The sequence below is a fragment of the Mesorhizobium sp. M6A.T.Ce.TU.016.01.1.1 genome, assembly GCF_003997065.1.
GTDB lineage: Bacteria > Pseudomonadota > Alphaproteobacteria > Rhizobiales > Rhizobiaceae > Mesorhizobium > Mesorhizobium mediterraneum.
In genome coordinates this window covers 242,218-261,248 of sequence record NZ_RZTJ01000005.1, presented here as the reverse complement: position 1 = coordinate 261,248, position 19,031 = coordinate 242,218, and the positions used below count along the sequence as shown (strand labels likewise).

Annotated in this window: 15 protein-coding genes; 6 read left to right on the top strand and 9 right to left on the bottom strand. The window is 61.3% G+C overall.

All coding sequences use genetic code 11. The features are described from left to right. Window positions 1-27 precede the first annotated feature (27 nt). The 3 genes from EOC94_RS12550 to EOC94_RS12540 all read left to right on the top strand — a co-directional run bounded on the left by EOC94_RS12550 (window position 28) and on the right by EOC94_RS12540 (window position 3,846). Entirely contained in the window at window positions 28-1,692 is a 1,665-nt protein-coding gene (locus EOC94_RS12550; RefSeq protein ID WP_095489663.1) for a sugar ABC transporter substrate-binding protein, read from the top strand. Between the two features lie 101 nt (window positions 1,693-1,793). Further along, entirely contained in the window at window positions 1,794-2,915 is a 1,122-nt protein-coding gene (locus EOC94_RS12545; protein WP_095489664.1) for a sugar ABC transporter permease, read from the top strand. A 13-nt stretch (window positions 2,916-2,928) separates the two neighbouring features. Continuing rightward, the gene (locus EOC94_RS12540) at window positions 2,929-3,846 is read left to right on the top strand and encodes a carbohydrate ABC transporter permease (RefSeq protein WP_029353494.1); all 918 of its coding nucleotides are present in this window, start codon (window positions 2,929-2,931) and stop codon (window positions 3,844-3,846) included. A gap of 208 nt (window positions 3,847-4,054) precedes the next feature. Here the strand turns inward: EOC94_RS12540 and EOC94_RS12535 are convergent, their stop codons facing one another. Then, on the bottom strand, window positions 4,055-4,798 hold the full coding sequence (locus tag EOC94_RS12535) for a creatininase family protein (RefSeq protein ID WP_127290744.1): 744 nt from the start codon (window positions 4,796-4,798) through the stop codon (window positions 4,055-4,057). A 332-nt stretch (window positions 4,799-5,130) separates the two neighbouring features. On the opposite strand from EOC94_RS12535, the gene EOC94_RS12530 reads away from it, so the two are divergent. Beyond that, complete coding sequence (locus tag EOC94_RS12530) at window positions 5,131-6,153, top strand: aldo/keto reductase (protein WP_127290742.1); 1,023 nt, start codon at window positions 5,131-5,133, stop codon at window positions 6,151-6,153. A 69-nt stretch (window positions 6,154-6,222) separates the two neighbouring features. Here the strand turns inward: EOC94_RS12530 and EOC94_RS12525 are convergent, their stop codons facing one another. The 6 genes from EOC94_RS12525 to EOC94_RS12500 all read right to left on the bottom strand — a co-directional run bounded on the left by EOC94_RS12525 (window position 6,223) and on the right by EOC94_RS12500 (window position 14,879). Beyond that, on the bottom strand, window positions 6,223-7,818 hold the full coding sequence (locus EOC94_RS12525; RefSeq protein ID WP_210212075.1) for a glycosyltransferase family 39 protein: 1,596 nt from the start codon (window positions 7,816-7,818) through the stop codon (window positions 6,223-6,225). 252 nt (window positions 7,819-8,070) lie between these two features. Beyond that, window positions 8,071-8,343 (bottom strand): HU family DNA-binding protein, encoded by a 273-nt coding sequence (locus EOC94_RS12520; protein ID WP_006201846.1) that lies wholly within the window; start codon window positions 8,341-8,343, stop codon window positions 8,071-8,073. A gap of 196 nt (window positions 8,344-8,539) precedes the next feature. Next, on the bottom strand, window positions 8,540-10,951 hold the full coding sequence (gene lon / locus EOC94_RS12515) for an endopeptidase La (RefSeq protein WP_127291051.1): 2,412 nt from the start codon (window positions 10,949-10,951) through the stop codon (window positions 8,540-8,542). Between the two features lie 288 nt (window positions 10,952-11,239). Next, window positions 11,240-12,514, bottom strand: coding sequence for an ATP-dependent Clp protease ATP-binding subunit ClpX (clpX, locus tag EOC94_RS12510; RefSeq protein WP_095485846.1), 1,275 nt, complete (start codon window positions 12,512-12,514; stop codon window positions 11,240-11,242). A gap of 294 nt (window positions 12,515-12,808) precedes the next feature. Next, window positions 12,809-13,438, bottom strand: a complete 630-nt coding sequence (gene clpP, locus EOC94_RS12505; RefSeq protein ID WP_095485814.1) for an ATP-dependent Clp endopeptidase proteolytic subunit ClpP — start codon at window positions 13,436-13,438, stop codon at window positions 12,809-12,811. 337 nt (window positions 13,439-13,775) lie between these two features. After that, the gene (locus EOC94_RS12500) at window positions 13,776-14,879 is read right to left on the bottom strand and encodes an FAD-binding oxidoreductase (RefSeq protein WP_127291049.1); all 1,104 of its coding nucleotides are present in this window, start codon (window positions 14,877-14,879) and stop codon (window positions 13,776-13,778) included. Window positions 14,880-15,136: 257 nt separating this feature from the next. Between EOC94_RS12500 and EOC94_RS12495 the strand changes: the two genes are divergently transcribed. Continuing rightward, entirely contained in the window at window positions 15,137-16,387 is a 1,251-nt protein-coding gene (locus tag EOC94_RS12495; protein ID WP_127290738.1) for a cytochrome P450, read from the top strand. A 25-nt stretch (window positions 16,388-16,412) separates the two neighbouring features. After that, window positions 16,413-17,132, top strand: coding sequence for a transporter substrate-binding domain-containing protein (locus tag EOC94_RS12490; RefSeq protein WP_127290736.1), 720 nt, complete (start codon window positions 16,413-16,415; stop codon window positions 17,130-17,132). Window positions 17,133-17,143: 11 nt separating this feature from the next. Here the strand turns inward: EOC94_RS12490 and EOC94_RS12485 are convergent, their stop codons facing one another. Beyond that, window positions 17,144-17,494, bottom strand: a complete 351-nt coding sequence (locus tag EOC94_RS12485; protein WP_127290734.1) for a cupin domain-containing protein — start codon at window positions 17,492-17,494, stop codon at window positions 17,144-17,146. A gap of 21 nt (window positions 17,495-17,515) precedes the next feature. Beyond that, a complete protein-coding gene (locus tag EOC94_RS12480) occupies window positions 17,516-18,796 on the bottom strand; it encodes an O-acetylhomoserine aminocarboxypropyltransferase (RefSeq protein ID WP_095485809.1) in 1,281 nt (426 codons plus the stop codon). Window positions 18,797-19,031: the final 235 nt, after the last annotated feature.

The following is a 19,031-nucleotide window of genomic DNA, read 5'->3' as shown; positions in this document are numbered from 1 at the left end:
CACCATTGAAATTCTGGGAGGAATAAAATGAAAGTCAGCCTTTACAACCAATTTATGCGCGCGGGAGCCACTCGCCGCGATGTCCTCAAGGGTGCGGCCAGCATGGCCGCGATCGCAGCGGCATCCGGCGCCGGGCTTGGCGCGCTGACGCGACCGGCCTCCGCAGCAAGCGAGCTGCGCGCGCAGATCCTGCAAATCCCCGGTGTCGGCAAGGGCCAGCCGACAGATGCCGACTTCCAGCAGGTCGGCGAGCTTTGCCTGGAGGCGACCAAGTCCAACGTCAAGGAAGGCGAGTTCGCCGGCGTCGAGCTCACCTTCATGGGGCTCAACAACCAGAACCTGCACAATGTGCTGTTTCGCGGCTTCCTGAAGCCGTGGGAGACCTATACCGGCGCCAAGATCAACTGGATCGACCTGGCGCAGGCGGACTACAACGCCCGCCTGCAGCAGTCGATCGCCACCGGCACCGTCGATTTCGACATCATCGAAATGGGCGCGCCGTTCGAAGGCGACGTCTGCGGCAAGGGCCTGACCTCCGAAATGCCGGACTGGGTCAAGGACCAGATCGACATGAAGGACGTCGTGGCCTATTTGCAGCCTCCGGTCGGCACCTGGGACGGCAAGCAGTATCGCGTGACCGTCGACGGCGACGCGCATAACTTCAACTACCGCACCGACGTGTTCGCCGATGCCGACCTCGCCAAGGCGTGGAAAGATGGCGGCGGCGAAGGCGAATGGGGCGTGCCGAAGACCTGGCAGCAGGTGCAGGCCGTGACCAAATTCCTCAAGGGCAAGCAGTTCCAGGGCCAGGACGTCTTTGGCTATCTCGACGCGCCCAAGGCGTGGGGCGGTTTCGGCTTCTACTTCCTCGGCAGCCGCGCCAGCGCTTACGCCAAGCATCCCGACGACAAGGCCTGGCTGTTCGACGCCGACACGATGAAGCCGCGCATCAACAATCCGGCCTGGGTGCGGGCGATCCAGGATGTGATCGACGCGCTGCCGTCGGAACCCGCCGACCAGATCAACGCCGACCCGAACACCACCGCCTTCCAGCAGTTCCTGGCCGGAACCGGTTCGATGGTCACCTGGTGGGGCGACGTCGGCTCCAACGTCAAGACCAACGACTCGTCGGTCGTCGGCGATGTCACCGGCTTCTCGATCCTGCCGGGCTCGGACGACGTCTACAATTCCAAGACCGGCCAGTGGGACAAGCTGGCCAGCGGCCCGAACTATGCGCCGAACTGCGCCTATCTCGGCTGGGGTGTCTATGTCATGGCCCGCGTCGACAGCGACGAAAAGAAGAAGAAGGCGGCCTGGTCTGCCGCGGCGCATCTCGGCGGCAAGGACCTATCGCTCTGGTGCGCGGCATATCCGTCCGGCTTCCAGCCCTACCGCAACTCGCATTTCGACATTCCGGAATGGGTGGCGGCCGGTTACGACGAGGCGTTCATCACCTCGTATCTCAAGTCGGAAGCCGACAGCTACAACCATCCGAACGCCGCGATCGAGCCGCGCATCCCCGGCATCTTCCAATATTACAGCGCCGCCGAGGACATTCTGGCCAACACGTTCGCCGGAAAGATGAAGGCGCAGGAAGGCGCCGACGCCATCGCAGCCGCCTGGGAGAAGCTGACCGACCAGATCGGCCGCGAAAATCAGGTCAAGCTCTACAAAGCCTCGCTCGGCATGTAGGCTGAGACTGTGGTGAACCGTGGTCCGGCGACGCGAAGCCGCCGGACTGCACCTAGACCGGCGAGCCGGTCATTAAAGCATTTAGTGAACGGACGAGACGCGTGGCTGACCAGACCTTGCCCACGAATGCGTGGCCGGCAAACGCCGCTCCATCCGATCTGATATCGCCGGGCCGCAAGCGGCTCGGCCGGGCTTTGATGGCCGCTGCGACGCTCGGCCTTCTGGCGGTGATCGCAGTTCAGATCCTTTACAAGACAGAGGTCGACACCATCGGGTTCGAGACCTGGCGGCCGGTCGTCTATGCCTATGTGCTGTGGGGTGTTGCGCTCGGCATCGGCCAGGTGCTGACACGCGGCGAAGACGGCCAGCGCGCGCTGTTCCTGCTGCCGGCGCTGCTGTTCACCATCGCCATGGTGATCTTCCCGACACTGTTCGGTTTCTACATCGCGCTAACCGACTGGAACCTCAGTTCCTTCTCCGGCCGGAAGTTCAACGGGCTCGACAATTTCTGGCAGATGCTGGCCGACCCTTACTACCGCAACGCGCTGTTCAACATGGTGCTCTATGTGCTCGCGGTGCTGGTCGAATATGTCATCGCTTTTGGTCTCGCACTGCTTCTCAACGCACAGATCCGGGCGCGCAAATTCTTCCGCGTCGTCTTCCTCATGCCGTTGATGCTGTCGCCGGTCGCAGTGTCGTGGATGATCGGCAAATCGCTGATGGAGTACCGGTTCGGGCCAGCCGCAACGCTGGCGCGCCAGCTCGGCTGGGAAAATCCCGCCTTCTTCTCCAACCCGATCACCGCCCGCATCTCGATCATGGTGCTGGATGCCTGGACGTTCATCCCGTTCATGATGATCATGCTGCTCGCCGGCCTTCAGGCGATGTCACGCGAGGTGCTTGAGGCGGCCAGGGTAGATGGCGCCAATGCCTGGCAGACCTTCTGGCAGGTCACCTTCCCGCTGATGCTGCCGGTGTCAGTGACAGCAATCATCCTGCGCATCATCTTCAAGCTGAAGCTTGCCGACATCATCATCACCGTCACCTCGGGCGGCCCGGGTGGTGCAACCGATTCCGTCTCAAGCTTCATCTATCGCGAGTATCGCGACCGCTCGAATGTCGGCTACGGCACCATGCTGGCGATGGCTTATTTGATCATCATCATCGTGTTCGTGACGTGGCTGTTGAAATTCGCCAACCGCTTCGTGCGCAACGTCAATTGATTGGGGCGGCAACATGAGCGTTCAGACCACCGAGTATGCCGCTTCCGAAATCCGCTCGCCGGCAAGCTTTTTCGCCAACCGCGTCTTCATCTATGGCGCGCTGGTGTTCTGGGCCTTCATCTGCCTGTTTCCGATCTACTGGACGATAACCACCTCCTTCAAGACGGCCGTCGACGTCACCCAGGGCCATCTCATCCCCTTCGTCGACTTCCGGCCGGACTGGAAGGGCTGGCGCTCGCTCGGCCTGTCACCGGATTCGATCTTCCGGACGTCGACGGTACGCGACGAGTTCATCAAGCGCTTCATGAATTCGGTCATCACCTCGGTCGGCGCGTCGAGCCTCGCCATTGTCATCGGCAGCCTCGCCGCTTACGGCCTCACCCGCTACCGCTATCACTTCGCCTGGTTCAAGAATGAGGACATCTCCTTCTTCTTCCTGTCGCAGCTGATCCTGCCGCCGGTGGTGCTCGCTTTGCCCTTTCTCGTGCTGTATCGGGAAGTCGGCATGCTCGACACGCGCATCGGGCTGATCCTGCTCTACACGCTGATGGTGCTGCCGATCGTCATCTGGATCATGCGCGACCAATTCAACTCGATCCCTGTCGAGCTGGAGGAGGCAGCGCTCGTCGACGGCCTGTCGATCTGGGGCGCCTTCTTCCGCATCGTCATGCCGATCGCCCTGCCGGGCATGGTCGCCGCCTTCATCCTGGCAATGGTGCTGTGCTGGAACGAGTATTTCTTCGCCGCACTCCTGACCTCGACTGACGCCAAGACCATTCCCGTGATGGTGGCGAGCCAGACCGGCTCGCAAGGCATCAACTGGTGGTCGATGGCGGCGCTGGCCACCGCCGCGATCACGCCGCTTGCCGTCATCGGCATCGCGCTGGAGCGCTATCTGATCATGGGCATGACCGCGGGCGCGGTGAAATAGACACCTGTCTTCCCTTCTCCCCTTGTGGGAGAGGGTGGATTGGCGCGTAGCGCCAAGACGGATGAGGGGTGTTGGAAGAAATGCGGCGCGCAAATGTCGAGGAATTTAAAGTGCTTACGTCTTCGAGGTAGAGATCCTTCCAGCACCCCTCATCCGACCGAGCTTCGCTCGGCCACCTTCTCCCACAAGGGGAGAAGGAAGAACCGCGCTAGGCCGTCAACATCGCCCTCAAATGATCGAGGATCATCGCGACGCCCTTTTGCCCCAGCTCCATCGAGGCCTCAGGGGCAGTCGCCGTGTACCATCCCGTATTGTCGGCGAAGTGGCTGGCGTCCACCGCTTGCGGGCACAGCGCCAGCATCAGCGACGTCTCGCCAATGCCGGCATGGTCGAACGGATATTGGCCGTTCATCGCCGCCGGCATGAGCGGATGCACCTGCACCCAGTTGAAGAAATTGGCGCCTTCGGCATGTTCGGCATAATAGCCGGCCATCGCCTCGGAGCCCCACCAGCCCTCGCCGCGCTCCTTCTCGAGGAAGCGAAAGATCGCCTGGCGGCCGGCGGTCTTGAAGGCGAGATCGGTCGGCATGCCGGCGGCAAAGTTCTCGGTCTGGTGGTGGATGATGGCGTGGATATTGCGAAAACCGATGCGCAGCAGACTATAGAACAGCTCTTCGCCGAACGGCGCCAGCACACTGCCACCGACCTGAACCGACCCATTGCCCTCCGGCCCCGCCACCGCGTAGCTCGCCGCGCCGTAGTAGAACGGCGGCAGGATGACGATGTCGGCTTCCTTTTCGAACAGATCCAGCATCTTGACGACCGCCAGCGTGTCCATGCCGACGGCCATGTGCTCGCCATGGTATTCGAGCACGCCGAGCGGGAGCACGACCGGCCAGTTCTCGGCGATCGCCTTGCGGATCTGGTGCGGCAGCATCAGCTCGTAGCGCATGAGCGCTTACTCCATGTCAGCGTGGTGGGCGCGCTTCGCCGCCCCTGGTCGCCGGCCATTCTGAGCCGGGACAGGCAAGGTGAAATCGGCAAGTCTTGCGGCGCTACCCTCGCCCATTCTGAACAGGTTTTTGTCGGCATTGGTCATGACGGTTCCACCAATTTGCCGGGACCCCAAACCTGCCTGAACGTTTTGGGCACGTTTCCTCCGAACAGCTTGTTTTTGCTCATGCTATCACCGTGAAATTCCGTGTCCAACGGCCCGAAGTGCTTCTGAAGTGCCACAGGCGTGATAGTGTCACGGCAATTGCGTAGGTGAGGAAATAGCAGGACATGAAGACACGGCATTTCGACCGCATCGGCAACGGCGGCATCAGTTTCACGGAACTCGGCTTCGGCACGGCGCCGCTCGGCAACCTCTATCGCGTCGTCTCCGACGACGATGCCAATGCCACGCTGGAAGCGGCATGGCAGGTCGGCTGCCGCTACTACGACACCGCGCCGCTCTACGGGCTCGGCCTGTCGGAAACGCGGCTCAATCCGTTCCTGCGTTCGAAAAAGCGCGACGACTATGTGCTGTCGACCAAGGTCGGCCGCATCATGCGCGCCTGCCCGCCGGAGCAGCGCACCGGTATCGGCAAATTCTTCGACACGCCGTCGCGCCGCGAGGTCTACGACTACAGCTATGACGGCGTCATGCGCTCCTTCGAAGCGTCGCTCGAACGTCTGGGCGTCGATCGCATCGACATCCTTTTCGTGCATGACGTCGACGTCTTCACCCATGGCAGCAAGGAGGCCTCGGACCAACGCATCGAGGAGTTCATGCGCTCGGGCTATTACGGGCTGCTGGCCCTGCGCGACCAGGGCGTTATCAGGGCGTTCGGCGGCGGCATCAACGAATGGCCGGTTGCCCAGACACTTGCCGAACGTGGCGACTTCGACCTTTTCCTGCTTGCCGGGCGTTATACGCTGCTGGAGCAGGAAGCGCTGCAATCCTTCCTGCCGCTATGCCAGAAGCGCGGCATCGGCATCGTTCTCGGCGGGCCGTATAATTCCGGGATCCTGGCAACCGGACCGAAGCCCGGCGCCTACTACAATTATTCCGAGGCGCCGCAGGACATTCTCGACCGCGTCACGCGCATCGAGGCCGTCTGCAAACGCCACGGCGTGCGCCTGATCGAGGCGGCACTGCAATTTCCGCTGCTGCACCCTTCGGTCGTGTCGGTGATCCCCGGCGGCCAGCGGCCGAGCGAGGTCGAAAGCAACCGCTCGCTGCTCGACGCGAAGCTGCCTTCGGCACTCTGGGCCGACCTCGAGAAGGAGGGGCTGATGCGCGCCGATGCGCCGACGGCATAAAGCCGCCTGCTTTCATCGGCTCGACACCTTCGGCCTCGCTTGGGTACAAGCGGCAATCCCTGACTGCATTCAATCTTGGACGCTTGCGCCTGCCGAACCGCGCTTGTGCAGGCGGGCGAAATAGATGCGCCTGCCCGACACGGATCCGAACAGCTCTTTCCCGACTAGCGTGCCGGTTTGGCTGCTGAGTTCGTAGTCTGCTTGCCGCAAGATCTCTACTAATGCCGGATCGGGCTGGTTTTCGTCCAGCCACATCAACACCGCAGGGTCCTGGAATAGCTCTTTCAGCTCCGGAACTTCGGGATTGAGCAGCACGAGGTCGCCCTCAGCAAGACGGAAATTTCCGACCCAAGAGGAATTGCCGAGGATCGTGCGCACCGGCCCGGTGGCCTGCAGGTCGTGATAGAGCTCTTTGAAGTCCAGCCTTGCGGTGCGAGATTTGCCTTCCCCGCCCATCAGTTGCGCATACCAAGTGAACGGTGTCACAAGCAGAGCTGTAACGACAGCCAAGGCGATCACGAAGCGCTGAACCTCTCGGCCGAACGCGCCCAGCTTTTCCATGCGTGCGGCAAGATAGAGCGGCAGCAGGAAAAGAACCGGCAGCAGCCAGCGGTTGCGCAACGACGTGCTGCCGCTTGCCAGCACCAGCAGCAGCACAGCAAGAAGGCCTATCAGCAATGCACGCTCAAGCAGCTTGTCCCGCGGTGCATTGAAGGCGTCCTGCCGTCGGGGGAAACTCCGTTTCCAAACGAAGCCGAGGACGTAGATGACAAGAGTCACGATGCTGAATGACGCGGTGGCATATATGATTTTGAACAACCCCTCGCCGCGGATGCCGATCATTCCGTCGTCATCATCGGCTATGCCAAACTTGGATATACGGGCGAAAATTGCGTCCGAATGGTAGTAGCTCCAAACTGTCGTCGGGGTCAGAACAAGCACGAAGACCGCCATGCTGAGCAGTATCCATGGTGAAACCAGCGTTGGTCGATAGGCGCGCACAGTCATCGCCGCCGGGAGCAGCGCTCCCAGCATGAGGACATCATTGAACTTGGCGAGCGTGGCCAGTGCGGCCGCCAGGCCGAAGCTCGCATAGGCCAGCGGCGTCCGGACATGGACGAGATGGGCGAAGGCGAGCAGCGTGACCGCGCAAAAGGCGAAGGCGGCTACCGAATGCGTCAAGCTGTGTTGCGCTTCCCAAAATAGCAGCGGCACCGTCATTAGTCCGAACATAGCGGCGGCGGCAGTGACCTGCTTATAGCCAAGCTTGCGCATCGCAGCATGGCTGGCGGCAAAGCCGACGAAAAGCAGGACATATCTGACGAGCTTGAGGCTGACGATGCTCGTCCCGAACCCTTGGCTTATTGTCCAGGCAATCCAGTTGTAGAGCGGTGGCTGCGAACCACCATAGCCGGCGGCGAGATGCGGCAGATAGATCAGTTGCTCGGCATCGTCGATGTTCACGCCGTTGCCGGCCCAAAGGCCAAGGAGCGACAGCGTCGCGGTTTGGAAGGCGAAATAAAGAGCGACGACGAGCACCGCGACGTAAAGCCGGCCGACCTTGTCGTCGGCAAGCCAATCAATCAGTTCTTCTACCTTCTGCAAGATGTGGTCGTCCCTTCGTGCCGAAGGAACGGCGTTACACGACTGGGGAGCAGAGGACAATTGGTGGCCGGGTTGCCCCAAAGCGCGTCGCGTTCGAACGGATTCATGCGACGCGCTTTAAACCCTTGTTTCTATGCATATCGTTATCGCAAAACCGCTGCGCACTTTTGCGCGACATGCATTAGGCGTCGGCACGATACTCCCATTGCCGGCTCCGGAACCATTCACCTTTGGTCCGACACTTTAATCGGACGCAAAAGAAAAGCCGGGCATGCCCGGCTTTTCTGATCTCTGAAAAGGGTAAGAAGGCGCTTAGTTTACTGCGTCCTTGAGGCCCTTGCCGGCCGAAAACTTCGGCACGGTGCGCGCCGGAATCTTCACTTCCGCACCGGTCTGCGGGTTGCGGCCGGTCGACGCGGCGCGTTTTGACACGGTGAAATTTCCGAAGCCGACAAGCCGGACATCGCCGCCCTTCTTCAGTTCGCCGGTGATCACGGAAAACACCGCATCAACCGCCGACTGCGCGTCACCCTTCGAAATACTCGCGGCATCGGCGACAGCGGACACCAGTTCGTTCTTGTTCATAAAAATTCCCTTCCATGAGAAAACCGGAACGTACGACTCATCCGGCAGGAAACGGACTTTAGAAAGAAGCGCTTCCGCAACCAAGTCGAAAAGCGCGAAAAAAATCAAAAAAAGCCCGGAATTCCGGGGTTTTTCACATGAAAAAGCCGGGCTCAAGGCCCGGCTCTCTGTTTGTGCATTGCAACTTTAGCAAGAGCTAATGAGCCAGCGACTTGCTGGCGTCGTCTCCGGCATCCACCGCAGCCGGCGCATTGACCGGCTCGACCCACTCGATCGGCTCCGGCATACGCACCAGCGCATGGCGCAACACTTCGCCGACCCGCGCGACCGGAATGATCTCCATGCCGTTCTTCACGTTGTCCGGAATCTCCGCCAGATCCTTGGCGTTGTCTTCCGGGATCAGCACCTTTTTGATGCCGCCGCGAAGTGCTGCAAGCAGCTTCTCCTTGAGCCCGCCGATCGGCAGCACCCTGCCGCGCAGCGTGATCTCGCCGGTCATCGCCACATCGGCCCTGACTGGGATGCCAGTCAGCACCGAGACGATCGCCGTCGCCATCGCCACACCCGCCGACGGTCCGTCCTTGGGCGTTGCGCCCTCGGGCACGTGGACGTGGATGTCGCGCTTGTCGAACAGCGGCGGCTCGACGCCGAAATCGATAGCCCGCGAGCGGACATAGGAGGCCGCCGCCGAGATCGATTCCTTCATCACGTCGCGCAGATTGCCGGTCACCGTCATGCGGCCCTTGCCGGGCATCATGACGCCTTCGATCGTCAGCAACTCGCCGCCGACTTCCGTCCAGGCGAGCCCGGTGACGACGCCGACCTGATCGTCGGCCTCGACCTGACCGAAGCGGAAGCGCGGGACACCAAGATAATCGGCAAGATTGTCTGCCGTGATGTCGACCGTCTTCTTCTTCGTCTTCAGGATCTCGGTCACCGCCTTGCGGCCGAGCTTCATCAGCTCGCGCTCCAGGCTCCTGACGCCCGCCTCACGGGTGTAGGTCTGGATGATGCCGCGGATCGCGTCCTCGCCGACGGAAAACTCCTTCGGCTGCAGCGCGTGATCGCGGATCACCTTAGGCATCAGGTGGCGCTTGGCGATCTCGATCTTCTCGTCCTCGGTGTAGCCGGCGATACGGATGATCTCCATGCGGTCCATCAAGGGCGCAGGGATGTTCAATGTGTTCGCGGTCGTCACGAACATCACGCTCGACAGGTCGTATTCAACCTCGAGGTAATGGTCCATGAACGTCGAGTTCTGCTCAGGGTCGAGCACCTCGAGCAAAGCCGATGACGGATCGCCGCGGAAATCCTGGCCCATCTTGTCGATCTCGTCGAGCAGGAAGAGCGGGTTGGACTTCTTCGCCTTCTTCATCGACTGGATGACCTTGCCGGGCATCGAGCCGATATAGGTGCGCCGGTGACCGCGGATTTCGGCCTCATCGCGCACGCCGCCCAGCGCCATGCGGATGAACTCGCGGCCGGTCGCCTTGGCGATCGACTTGCCGAGCGAGGTCTTGCCAACGCCGGGAGGTCCGACGAGGCACAGGATCGGCCCCTTCAGCTTCTTCTGGCGGCTCTGCACGGCGAGATATTCGACGATGCGGTCCTTGACCTTGTCGAGGCCGAAATGGTCGGTGTCGAGCACGTTCTGCGCGAAGGACAGGTCCTGCTTGACCTTGGAGTTCTTGCCCCACGGTATCGACAGGATCCAGTCGAGATAGTTGCGCACGACGGTCGATTCAGCCGACATCGGCGACATCGTCCGCAGCTTCTTCAGTTCGGCCTCCGCCTTTTCGCGGGCCTCCTTGGAGAGCTTGGTCTTCTTGATGCGCGCCTCGATCTCGGCGGCCTCGTCGCGGCCGTCCTCACCCTCGCCGAGCTCCTTCTGGATCGCCTTCATCTGCTCGTTGAGGTAGTATTCGCGTTGCGTCTTCTCCATCTGGCGCTTGACGCGCGAACGGATGCGCTTCTCAACCTGCAGGACGGAGATTTCGGCTTCCATGAAGCCCATCGCTTTTTCCAGCCGCTCCTTGACCGAAAGCGTGGCCAGCATCTCCTGCTTTTCGGGGATCTTGATGGCAAGATGCGAGGCAACCGTATCGGCGAGCTTGGAATAGTCGTCGATCTGGCTGGCGGCACCCACCACTTCTGGCGAGATCTTCTTGTTCAGCTTGACGTAGTTCTCGAAGTCGGTGACGACGGAACGGGCCAGCGCCTCGACCTCGACCTCTTCCTCCTCCGGTTCGACCAGCGCCGTGGCGCGGGCCTCGTGGAAGTCGGGACGGTCGGTGAACGAAACGATTTTCGCGCGCGAGGCGCCTTCGACCAGCACCTTCACGGTGCCGTCCGGCAGCTTCAGCAATTGCAGCACATTGGCGAGCGTGCCGATGTCGAAGATCGCATCGGACTCGGGATCGTCATCGGCGGCATTCATCTGGGTCGCAAGCAGGATCTGCTTTTCCTGACCCATCACCTCTTCCAGCGCCTTGATCGACTTTTCACGCCCGACGAAGAGCGGAACGATCATGTGCGGGAACACCACGATGTCGCGCAGTGGGAGGACTGCGAAGACGCCGTCGCTGGGAGCCTTGGATATTTTGGCCATTGTCCAACCTTTCATGTCGCGGCTTCCAATCGGCCAACCGCGAATCTCATATTAACGACCGAGGATCGTTCCGCCTACCACCGTTTGTGACGGGAGTTTTACAGCACAGAATTCGGCACCCCGGCCTTCCTCAGTTAGTTGGAGGCACGGGGGGCAAAGATCAAGGGTCAACACGAAACCGTTCATCCAATCTGTCACAATCCGTTCATCACAAGTCGGCCCGACCGCAATAGCAAAAACGGCGCCTCGCGGCGCCGTTTCAAAAAAAATCCATTGTGCAGGCTCACGTCAGGCGCTGACGTTGCCCTTCTTTTCCTTCTGCTCGGAATAGATGTAGAGCGGCCTGGCGTTGCCGGACACCACCTCTTCCGAAATAACCACTTCGCGCACGCCTTCCAGCGCCGGCAGCTCGAACATCGTATCGAGCAGGATCGCTTCCATTATCGAGCGCAGGCCGCGCGCGCCGGTCTTGCGCTCGATGGCGCGCTTGGCGATCGCCGACAGCGCATTCTCATGGAAGGTCAGGTCGACATTCTCCATCTCGAACAGCCGCTGATACTGCTTAACGAGCGCGTTCTTAGGCTCGGTCAGGATCTGGATCAGCGCCGGCTCGTCGAGGTCCTCCAGCGTCGCCAGGACCGGCAGACGGCCGACGAACTCGGGAATGAGGCCGAACTTCAACAGATCCTCAGGCTCGACCAGGCGGAAAACGTCGCCGGTGCGGCGATCCTCGGGCGAAGCGACGGTGGCGCCGAAGCCGATCGAGGTCTTGCGGCCGCGATCCGAAATGATCTTGTCCAGGCCGGCGAAGGCGCCGCCGCAGATGAACAGGATGTTGGCGGTGTCGACCTGCAGGAACTCCTGCTGCGGATGCTTCCTGCCGCCCTGAGGCGGCACGGAGGCGACCGTGCCTTCCATGATCTTCAACAGCGCCTGCTGGACGCCCTCGCCCGACACGTCGCGGGTGATCGAAGGATTGTCCGACTTGCGCGAGATCTTGTCGATCTCGTCGATGTAGACGATGCCGCGCTGGGCGCGCTCGACATTGTAGTCGGCCGACTGCAAGAGCTTCAGGATGATGTTCTCGACATCCTCGCCGACATAGCCGGCCTCAGTCAGCGTCGTCGCATCGGCCATGGTGAAGGGAACGTCGATGATGCGGGCCAGCGTCTGCGCAAGCAGCGTCTTGCCGCAACCGGTCGGGCCGATCAGCAAAATGTTGGACTTCGCCAGCTCGACGTCGTTGTTCTTGCCGGCATGCGCGAGACGCTTGTAGTGGTTGTGGACGGCCACCGACAGCACGCGCTTGGCGTAGGGCTGACCGATGACGTAGTCATCGAGAACCTTGAGGATCTCCTGCGGGGTCGGCACGCCCTCGCGCGACTTCACCATCGAGGTCTTGTTCTCCTCGCGGATGATGTCCATGCAGAGCTCGACGCATTCGTCGCAGATGAACACCGTCGGGCCGGCGATCAGCTTGCGCACTTCGTGCTGGCTTTTGCCGCAAAACGAGCAATAAAGCGTGTTCTTGGAATCACCGCCGTTGCTGCCGACCTTGCTCATTTTCATGTCCTTTCATAGCCGCCCGCCGATGGTCTGGTTGAAAGGGCGCATATTCAAATCTATCGCGGGAAATCGCCGCCGCCAGTGTCCCGGCTCCCGCAACGCATTCCATACGAAACACATATCAGAAAACGTCGCAATGATTCGCACCAACCCCGCACAAAGCTAAGCCGTCGAAAATCAACATAGGCTTAACGTAGGCAATTGCTCCCGTCGAGGGAACAGCCAATTGTGGCCGAAATGCCGCAAGCGGCGTCAAAAGCGTGTTTTCCCACCATCCAGCTGCCACCAAGCTTATGCGGCGGCAACCTCAGCCGGCTCGCGCGACGAAATGACCTTGTCTATGAGGCCGAAATCCTTCGCCTCGTCGGCGGTCATGAAGTGGTCGCGGTCGAGCGTCTTTTCAATTTCGTCATAGCTCTTGCCGGTGTGCTTGACATAGACTTCGTTGAGACGACGCTTCAGCTTGATGATGTCCTGGGCGTGGCGCTCGATGTCGGAAGCCTGGCCCTGGAAGCCTCCGGAAGGCTGGTGGACCATGATGCGGGCGTTGGGCGTGGCGAAGCGCATGCCCTTCTCGCCTGCGGTCAAGAGCAGCGAGCCCATCGAGGCCGCCTGGCCGATGCACAGCGTCGCCACCGCCGGCTTGATGAACTGCATGGTGTCGTAGATCGCCATGCCGGACGTGACGACGCCGCCAGGCGAATTGATGTAGAGGTTGATTTCCTTCTTCGGATTCTCCGCTTCGAGGAACAGGAGCTGCGCGCAGACCAGCGTCGCCATGCCGTCCTCGACCGGACCGGTGATGAAAATGATGCGCTCTTTCAGCAGCCGCGAGAAAATGTCGTAGGCCCGCTCGCCGCGATTGGTCTGTTCGACCACCATCGGAACGAGGTTCATGTAGGTTTCGACGGGGTTCTTCATGGACTATCCCTTTTCAAAGGTGGGATTCCGGCGCCGGGAGATTAGCAAGTCGGGCAGAATCGGTTCTGGATCGTTGTCCTGTAAATAGGATGTCGGCTCACCCTAGCGCAAGGCCGCCTCTCCTAGCCATCCGGTTAAGTCGAATCAAGCTTTCTGCGCAGCATTCGCCCGAAGCTGCGCCGGCAGCCTTCTGCTGCTCTTGAAGCGGCGCCGCCGCGTAGCACTTTCCTAACCGCGTCGCTTAACGAAATGTCTCGAAACTGCTTTCCCGCGATACGGCTTCCCCTACAATTCAACGTTGAGCTTGCTCTGAAGGTTCAACAGCGGCGTGCCATGATCAGACCACCTCGGCTCGCAGCCACGCCTTTAAACCGGCGACGTCGCCATTGCCGATGGTCGCTGCGACGCGCCTGCCGACAGCCGCGCCGAACTTGTAGCCGTGGCCGGAGCAGGCCGAGACAACAAGGCATCTGCCCTTCTCATGCGCCAGGAATTTTTCGTCGGCGGTGAAAGTGTAGGCGCAGGTGACGACTTCGGTCACCCTATACTCCTCGATACGGGCGATCGGCGGCGAAAACAGGTTGCGGATCGCTTCGCCCTCGCCCGCCACTGGCCGCCGGTTCCAGTCGGCGTCGCTGGTCGGCACCCTGTGCAGCCCTGAGCCGAATTTCATGCCGGCCCCGCCGGAGGGCGGGATCACGTAGCCGTCGACAGCACCACCGACATCGAGGATGACCGGGGCCTCCTGCCACGCCGCTTTCAAGTCCGCCGGCGGTTCGACATAGGCGAGTGCGTTGCGCCAGGTCTTCAGTTCGCCGTCCAGTTCCGGAAACAGCTTCAGCACCCAGGCGCCTGATGTGGCGACGATGCGGTCGGCCTGCATCGTCTCGCCGCTTTCAAGCACGATGTGACCGGCCTCAGCGTCGATCTTCGTCACCTTGCTGTTTTCGTAGACGTTGGCGCCGTTGGCCCGCAGCCATTTGGCGAGTCCCGCCGCGATCTTGCGGCAATGCAGTGCGCCGCCCTCCGGCGAGAAGAAAGCGTAGCGAAAACTTCCGCTCTCGAGGAACGGCCAGCGCGCAACGGCCTCGCCCGGCTCGATCATCTCGAAGGGAAAATCGCCGGCCGCCAGCCCGTCGCGCATCTGCTCGGCGTCATCACCCTCGTTGCGCGAAATGCAGATGAAGCCGCGCGGATCGAGATGGTTTTCGCCGAGATCAACCCACATCTCGTCCCAAGCCTCATAGGCTTCGGTGATCAGCCGGCCATAGCCCGCCGCTGCACCATAAGCGCGGCGGATGATGCGGTGATGATCGCCCGAGGCGGCAAGCGGATTGGGAATCGGTCCCTGCTCGACGATCGTCACCCGGTGCCCGGCCTCGACCAACGACCACGCCGTCGAAAGCCCTGCAATGCCTGCGCCAACCACGATCACATTCATCAAGTCAGTCTTTCCGCAGCCGTGTCGGCTGGCTCAACGCGCTTTTGTGCATGTCGTTGTCCCAAAACCGCTTCACACTTTTGGGCGACATGCATCGGACTATCGGGCGCCCAACATACGGTCTGGCATCAAGCTGGCAAGCCTTGGAGCGCCGCGCGTCGTTCGACGCGCAAAGGACGCTCCAAGACTTTGAATCTGCGCATGATCCCCAGCGAAAACCGATTCCGGTTTTCGGGGTCATGCGCTAATGGTCTGGTATGACCGACTTGACGCCGCCTCCCTACCTTGCCTTCGATCCAGCCACCCGTCGTGTGCGGATGGATCCGCACGAGCCGGCTTTTTTCCAGAACCCATACGAGGCCTATGCCTTCATGCATGGCGCATCGAACGCCTTCTTCTGGGAGGAGTTCGGCTTTTGGTGCTTCGGCGGCTTCGACGACGTCAGCCGGTTGTTGCGCCACCGCCGCTTCGGCCGCCAGAACCCGGCCGGCATTCCCGACAGCCGGGGCACCGGCCAGGACCGCACGCATCTCAACGCCTTCGACGGCATCGAGGCCAATTCGATGCTGGAGCTGGAACCGCCCGTTCACACCAGGCTCAGAACGCTGGTCAACCGCGCCTTCGTCTCGCGCCAGGTCGAGCGGCTTCGGCCGCGCGTCGAGGCGCTCGCCAATGCGCTGATCGACCGTTTCGAACCGGACCAAGTCGATCTGCTGCCGGCTTTCGCGTCACCTTTGCCGATCACCATCATTGCCGAGATGCTCGGCGTGCCGGTCGAGATGGGGCCGCAACTGCTCGACTGGTCGCATCAGATGGTCGCCATGTACATGCATGGCCGGACACGCGAAACGGAAGAGACAGCCGATCGCGCCGCGCGTGACTTTTCCGATTTCCTGCGCGGCTATGTTGCGGAACGGCGTAAGAAACCCGGCGACGATCTGTTGTCGCTGCTGATCTCGGCGCAAGACGACGGCCAAAAACTCTCCGAGGACGAACTGGTGTCCTCCGCCATCCTGCTGCTCAACGCCGGCCATGAGGCAACCGTCCACCAGACCGGCAACGCGGTGCGCTCGATCCTTGCGCAGGGCGGCGACCCGCGCCGCTTCTTCATTTCTACGGAAGCGACCGCGGCGGCTGTCGAGGAATGCCTGCGCTTCGACGCGCCGCTGCACATGTTCACGCGTTATGCCTATGAAGAGATCGAGGCTGGTCCCGGTGTCATCGTGCGGCCGGGCGAGACGATCGGCCTGCTGCTCGGGATGGCCAATCACGACCCGGCGGCCTTTGCCGAACCCCTCGCCTTCAGGCCGGATCGTGCGGACCAGAAGAACGTCTCGTTCGGCGCCGGCATCCATTTCTGCATCGGCGCGCCGCTCGCCCGGCTCGAATTGCAGGTGTCGCTGAAAACCCTGTTCGACCGGCTACCGCGGCTCTATCTCGCCGAACAGCCGCGCTTCCGCGACACCTATCATTTCCACGGGCTGGAAGCGCTCGTGGTGACCTTTTGAAAGCCCGACCCGAGGCCCAGGCCACATGACTGAAAAATTGACCTTCGCTTTTCTGCAGGAGCCGCCCTTCTGCTTCACCGACGCTTCCGGGGAAGTCGCTGGTTGCGACACGGAGCTTGCGCGGAAGGTTTGCCAGACCCTTGGGTTAAAGGCCTTTTCGCCTGTCGAAACCGAGTTCGCCAGATTGCTTCCAGGATTGACCAGTGGCGAGTGGAACATGACCACCGGCCTGTTCATCTCGGACGAACGCAAGAAATCCGTCGACTTCACGCGACCGATCTGGGTGTTGCAGGACGGGTTGCTCGTCGCAAAAGGCAATCCGCGCGAATTCAAGGGCTATCGATCCATCGCCGGAGATGAGTCGGCGTTGATCGCCGTCATATCGGGCCAGATCCAACATCAGACAGCCTTGCAAAATGGCGTTCCACCCGAGCGGATAAGAATTTTCGCCACGCAAGCGGGCGCGGCCGATGCTGTCGCTGCCGGCGTCGTGCATGCCTATGCCAGTGTCGCCATGGCGCATCGGGGCTACCTGGCTCAGCGTCCCGACGCGCCTCTTGCGGTCATCGACGTTCCGGCAGCCGAAAAAGAGCCGGCCGCCGGTGCTTTCGCTCTCGCCAAGGGCAACGCGGCGCTCCGCCGGCGCATCGATTCATGCCTGGAAGATTTGCTGGGAAGTTCCTGGCACAGGGACATGATGAGCGGATACGGATTTTCCGATACCGACATCGATCGGCTTCTGTGAAGCCCAACGCTCTAAAGGCGGATCACATACTCCTTGCGCGTCGTTTCAAGCACTTCCCAGCTGCCCCTAAAGCCCGGCCTGAGCACGAAACTGTCGCCGGCCCTGACGGTGCGCGCCTCGCCGCCCTCCTCGGCGATCACTGAAACGCCCGACAGGATGTGGCAGAACTCCCACTCGTCATACTCGATGCGCCATTTGCCCGGCGTCGCCTCCCAGATGCCGGCATAGAGCCCGCCGTCGCGTTCCTCGACATTCCAGGTGCGAAACTTCGGATCGCCCGAGATCAGGCGACCCGGCGCCGGCGCGCCAAGTTCCGGTTCGACGCTGTCGACATGGACGGACAGAAATTTCGGCGCGGTCATGGAAACTCCTTCCAGCGGGGATCAAACCTTGGCGAGAGCCTGTTCCAGATCGGCGACGATGTCGTTGACATCCTCGATGCCGACCGAGAGCCTGACCGTATCTGGCCCAGCGCCAGCCGTAACTTTCTGCTCGTCCGACAATTGCCGATGCGTGGTCGATGCCGGGTGGATGACCAGCGACTTGGTGTCGCCGACATTGGCGAGGTGCGAGAACAGTTCGAGCGCCTCCACGAATTTGATGCCCGCCGCATAGCCGCCCTTCAGGCCGAAGGTGAACACCGCACCGGCGCCAAGCGGCGAGTATTTTTTCTGTAGCGCATTATTCTTGTCGCTGGGCAGGCCGGGATAGGAGACCCAGGCGACCTTGGGGTGGTTGGACAGCCAGGCGGCGACAGTGACCGCATTGTCGCAATGGCGCTGCATCCTGAGCGGCAGGGTTTCCAGGCCGGTCAGGATCAGGAACGCATTGAAGGGTGAGATCGCCGGACCCATGTCGCGCAGGCCAAGCACGCGCGCGGCAATGGCGAAAGCGAAGTTGCCGAAGGTTTCGTGCAGGACGAGGCCGCCATATTCGGGGCGCGGCTCCGACAGCATCGGATATTTGCCGGATTTCGACCAGTCGAAGGTGCCGCCGTCGACAATGGCGCCGCCGATCGAATTGCCATGGCCGCCGATGAACTTGGTCAGCGAATGCACGACGATGTCGGCGCCATGCTCGATCGGCCGCACCAGATAGGGCGAGGCCAGCGTGTTGTCGACGATCAGCGGCAGGCCGTGCTTGCGGGCGATGTCGCCGATCTTCTCGATATCGACGAAGACACCGCCCGGATTGGCCAGGCTCTCGATGAAGATCGCCTTGGTCTTTTCATCGATCTGGCTTTCGAAGGTCGATATGTCGTTGGTGTCGGCCCAGCGCACCTGCCAGCCGAAATTCTTGAAGGCGTGGCCGAACTGGTTGATCGAGCCGCCGTAAAGCCTTGTCGCGGCGACGAAATTGTCGCCGGGCTGCATCAGATTGTGGAAGACAAGCACCTGCGCGGCATGACCCGACGCCACCGCCAGCCCTGCCGTGCCGCCTTCGAGCGCCGCGATACGCTCTTCCAGCACCGCCTGGGTCGGGTTCATGATGCGGGTGTAGATGTTGCCGAAGGCTTTTAGCCCGAAAAGCGAGGCGGCATGGTCGGCATCGTCGAAGACAAAGGAGGTCGTCTGGTAGATCGGCGTGGCACGCGCGCCGGTCGCCGGATCGGGCTTGGCACCGGCATGGACGGCGAGCGTGTTGAAACCGGGCGTGCGGGTCATCGAATACCTCCCTTTGAACCTTCTGAAAAGCGCCGGGCATTCTTGGCGAAGCCCGATCACGAATGCAAAGAAGAAAATGCCCTTCGACGCACGTTCTGTGATCGAGGCGCGAGAAAATGTTCCGATTACCGGAATAAATTTCCGTCTCGAGCCTGATCCACCTCGATAGGATCGGGATGGGGTCTATCTTTCTTGTTTGACCATGATCTTTTCCGAAAACCGGTTTCCACTTTTC

Excerpts from the sequence above, each read along its gene's own strand:
- EOC94_RS12540 (WP_029353494.1), top strand. The coding sequence starts at position 2,929 with ATGAGCGTTCAGACCACCGAGTATGCCGCTTCCGAAATCCGCTCGCCG.
- EOC94_RS12535 (WP_127290744.1), bottom strand. The coding sequence starts at position 4,798 with ATGCGCTACGAGCTGATGCTGCCGCACCAGATCCGCAAGGCGATCGCC.
- EOC94_RS12485 (WP_127290734.1), bottom strand. The coding sequence starts at position 17,494 with ATGACCGCGCCGAAATTTCTGTCCGTCCATGTCGACAGCGTCGAACCG.
- lon (WP_127291051.1), bottom strand. The coding sequence starts at position 10,951 with ATGGCCAAAATATCCAAGGCTCCCAGCGACGGCGTCTTCGCAGTCCTC.
- EOC94_RS12495 (WP_127290738.1), top strand. The coding sequence starts at position 15,137 with ATGACCGACTTGACGCCGCCTCCCTACCTTGCCTTCGATCCAGCCACC.
- EOC94_RS12550 (WP_095489663.1), top strand. The coding sequence starts at position 28 with ATGAAAGTCAGCCTTTACAACCAATTTATGCGCGCGGGAGCCACTCGC.
- EOC94_RS12500 (WP_127291049.1), bottom strand. The coding sequence starts at position 14,879 with ATGAATGTGATCGTGGTTGGCGCAGGCATTGCAGGGCTTTCGACGGCG.
- EOC94_RS12480 (WP_095485809.1), bottom strand. The coding sequence starts at position 18,796 with ATGACCCGCACGCCCGGTTTCAACACGCTCGCCGTCCATGCCGGTGCC.
- clpX (WP_095485846.1), bottom strand. The coding sequence starts at position 12,514 with ATGAGCAAGGTCGGCAGCAACGGCGGTGATTCCAAGAACACGCTTTAT.
- EOC94_RS12530 (WP_127290742.1), top strand. The coding sequence starts at position 5,131 with ATGAAGACACGGCATTTCGACCGCATCGGCAACGGCGGCATCAGTTTC.
- EOC94_RS12520 (WP_006201846.1), bottom strand. The coding sequence starts at position 8,343 with ATGAACAAGAACGAACTGGTGTCCGCTGTCGCCGATGCCGCGAGTATT.
- clpP (WP_095485814.1), bottom strand. The coding sequence starts at position 13,438 with ATGAAGAACCCCGTCGAAACCTACATGAACCTCGTTCCGATGGTGGTC.
- EOC94_RS12490 (WP_127290736.1), top strand. The coding sequence starts at position 16,413 with ATGACTGAAAAATTGACCTTCGCTTTTCTGCAGGAGCCGCCCTTCTGC.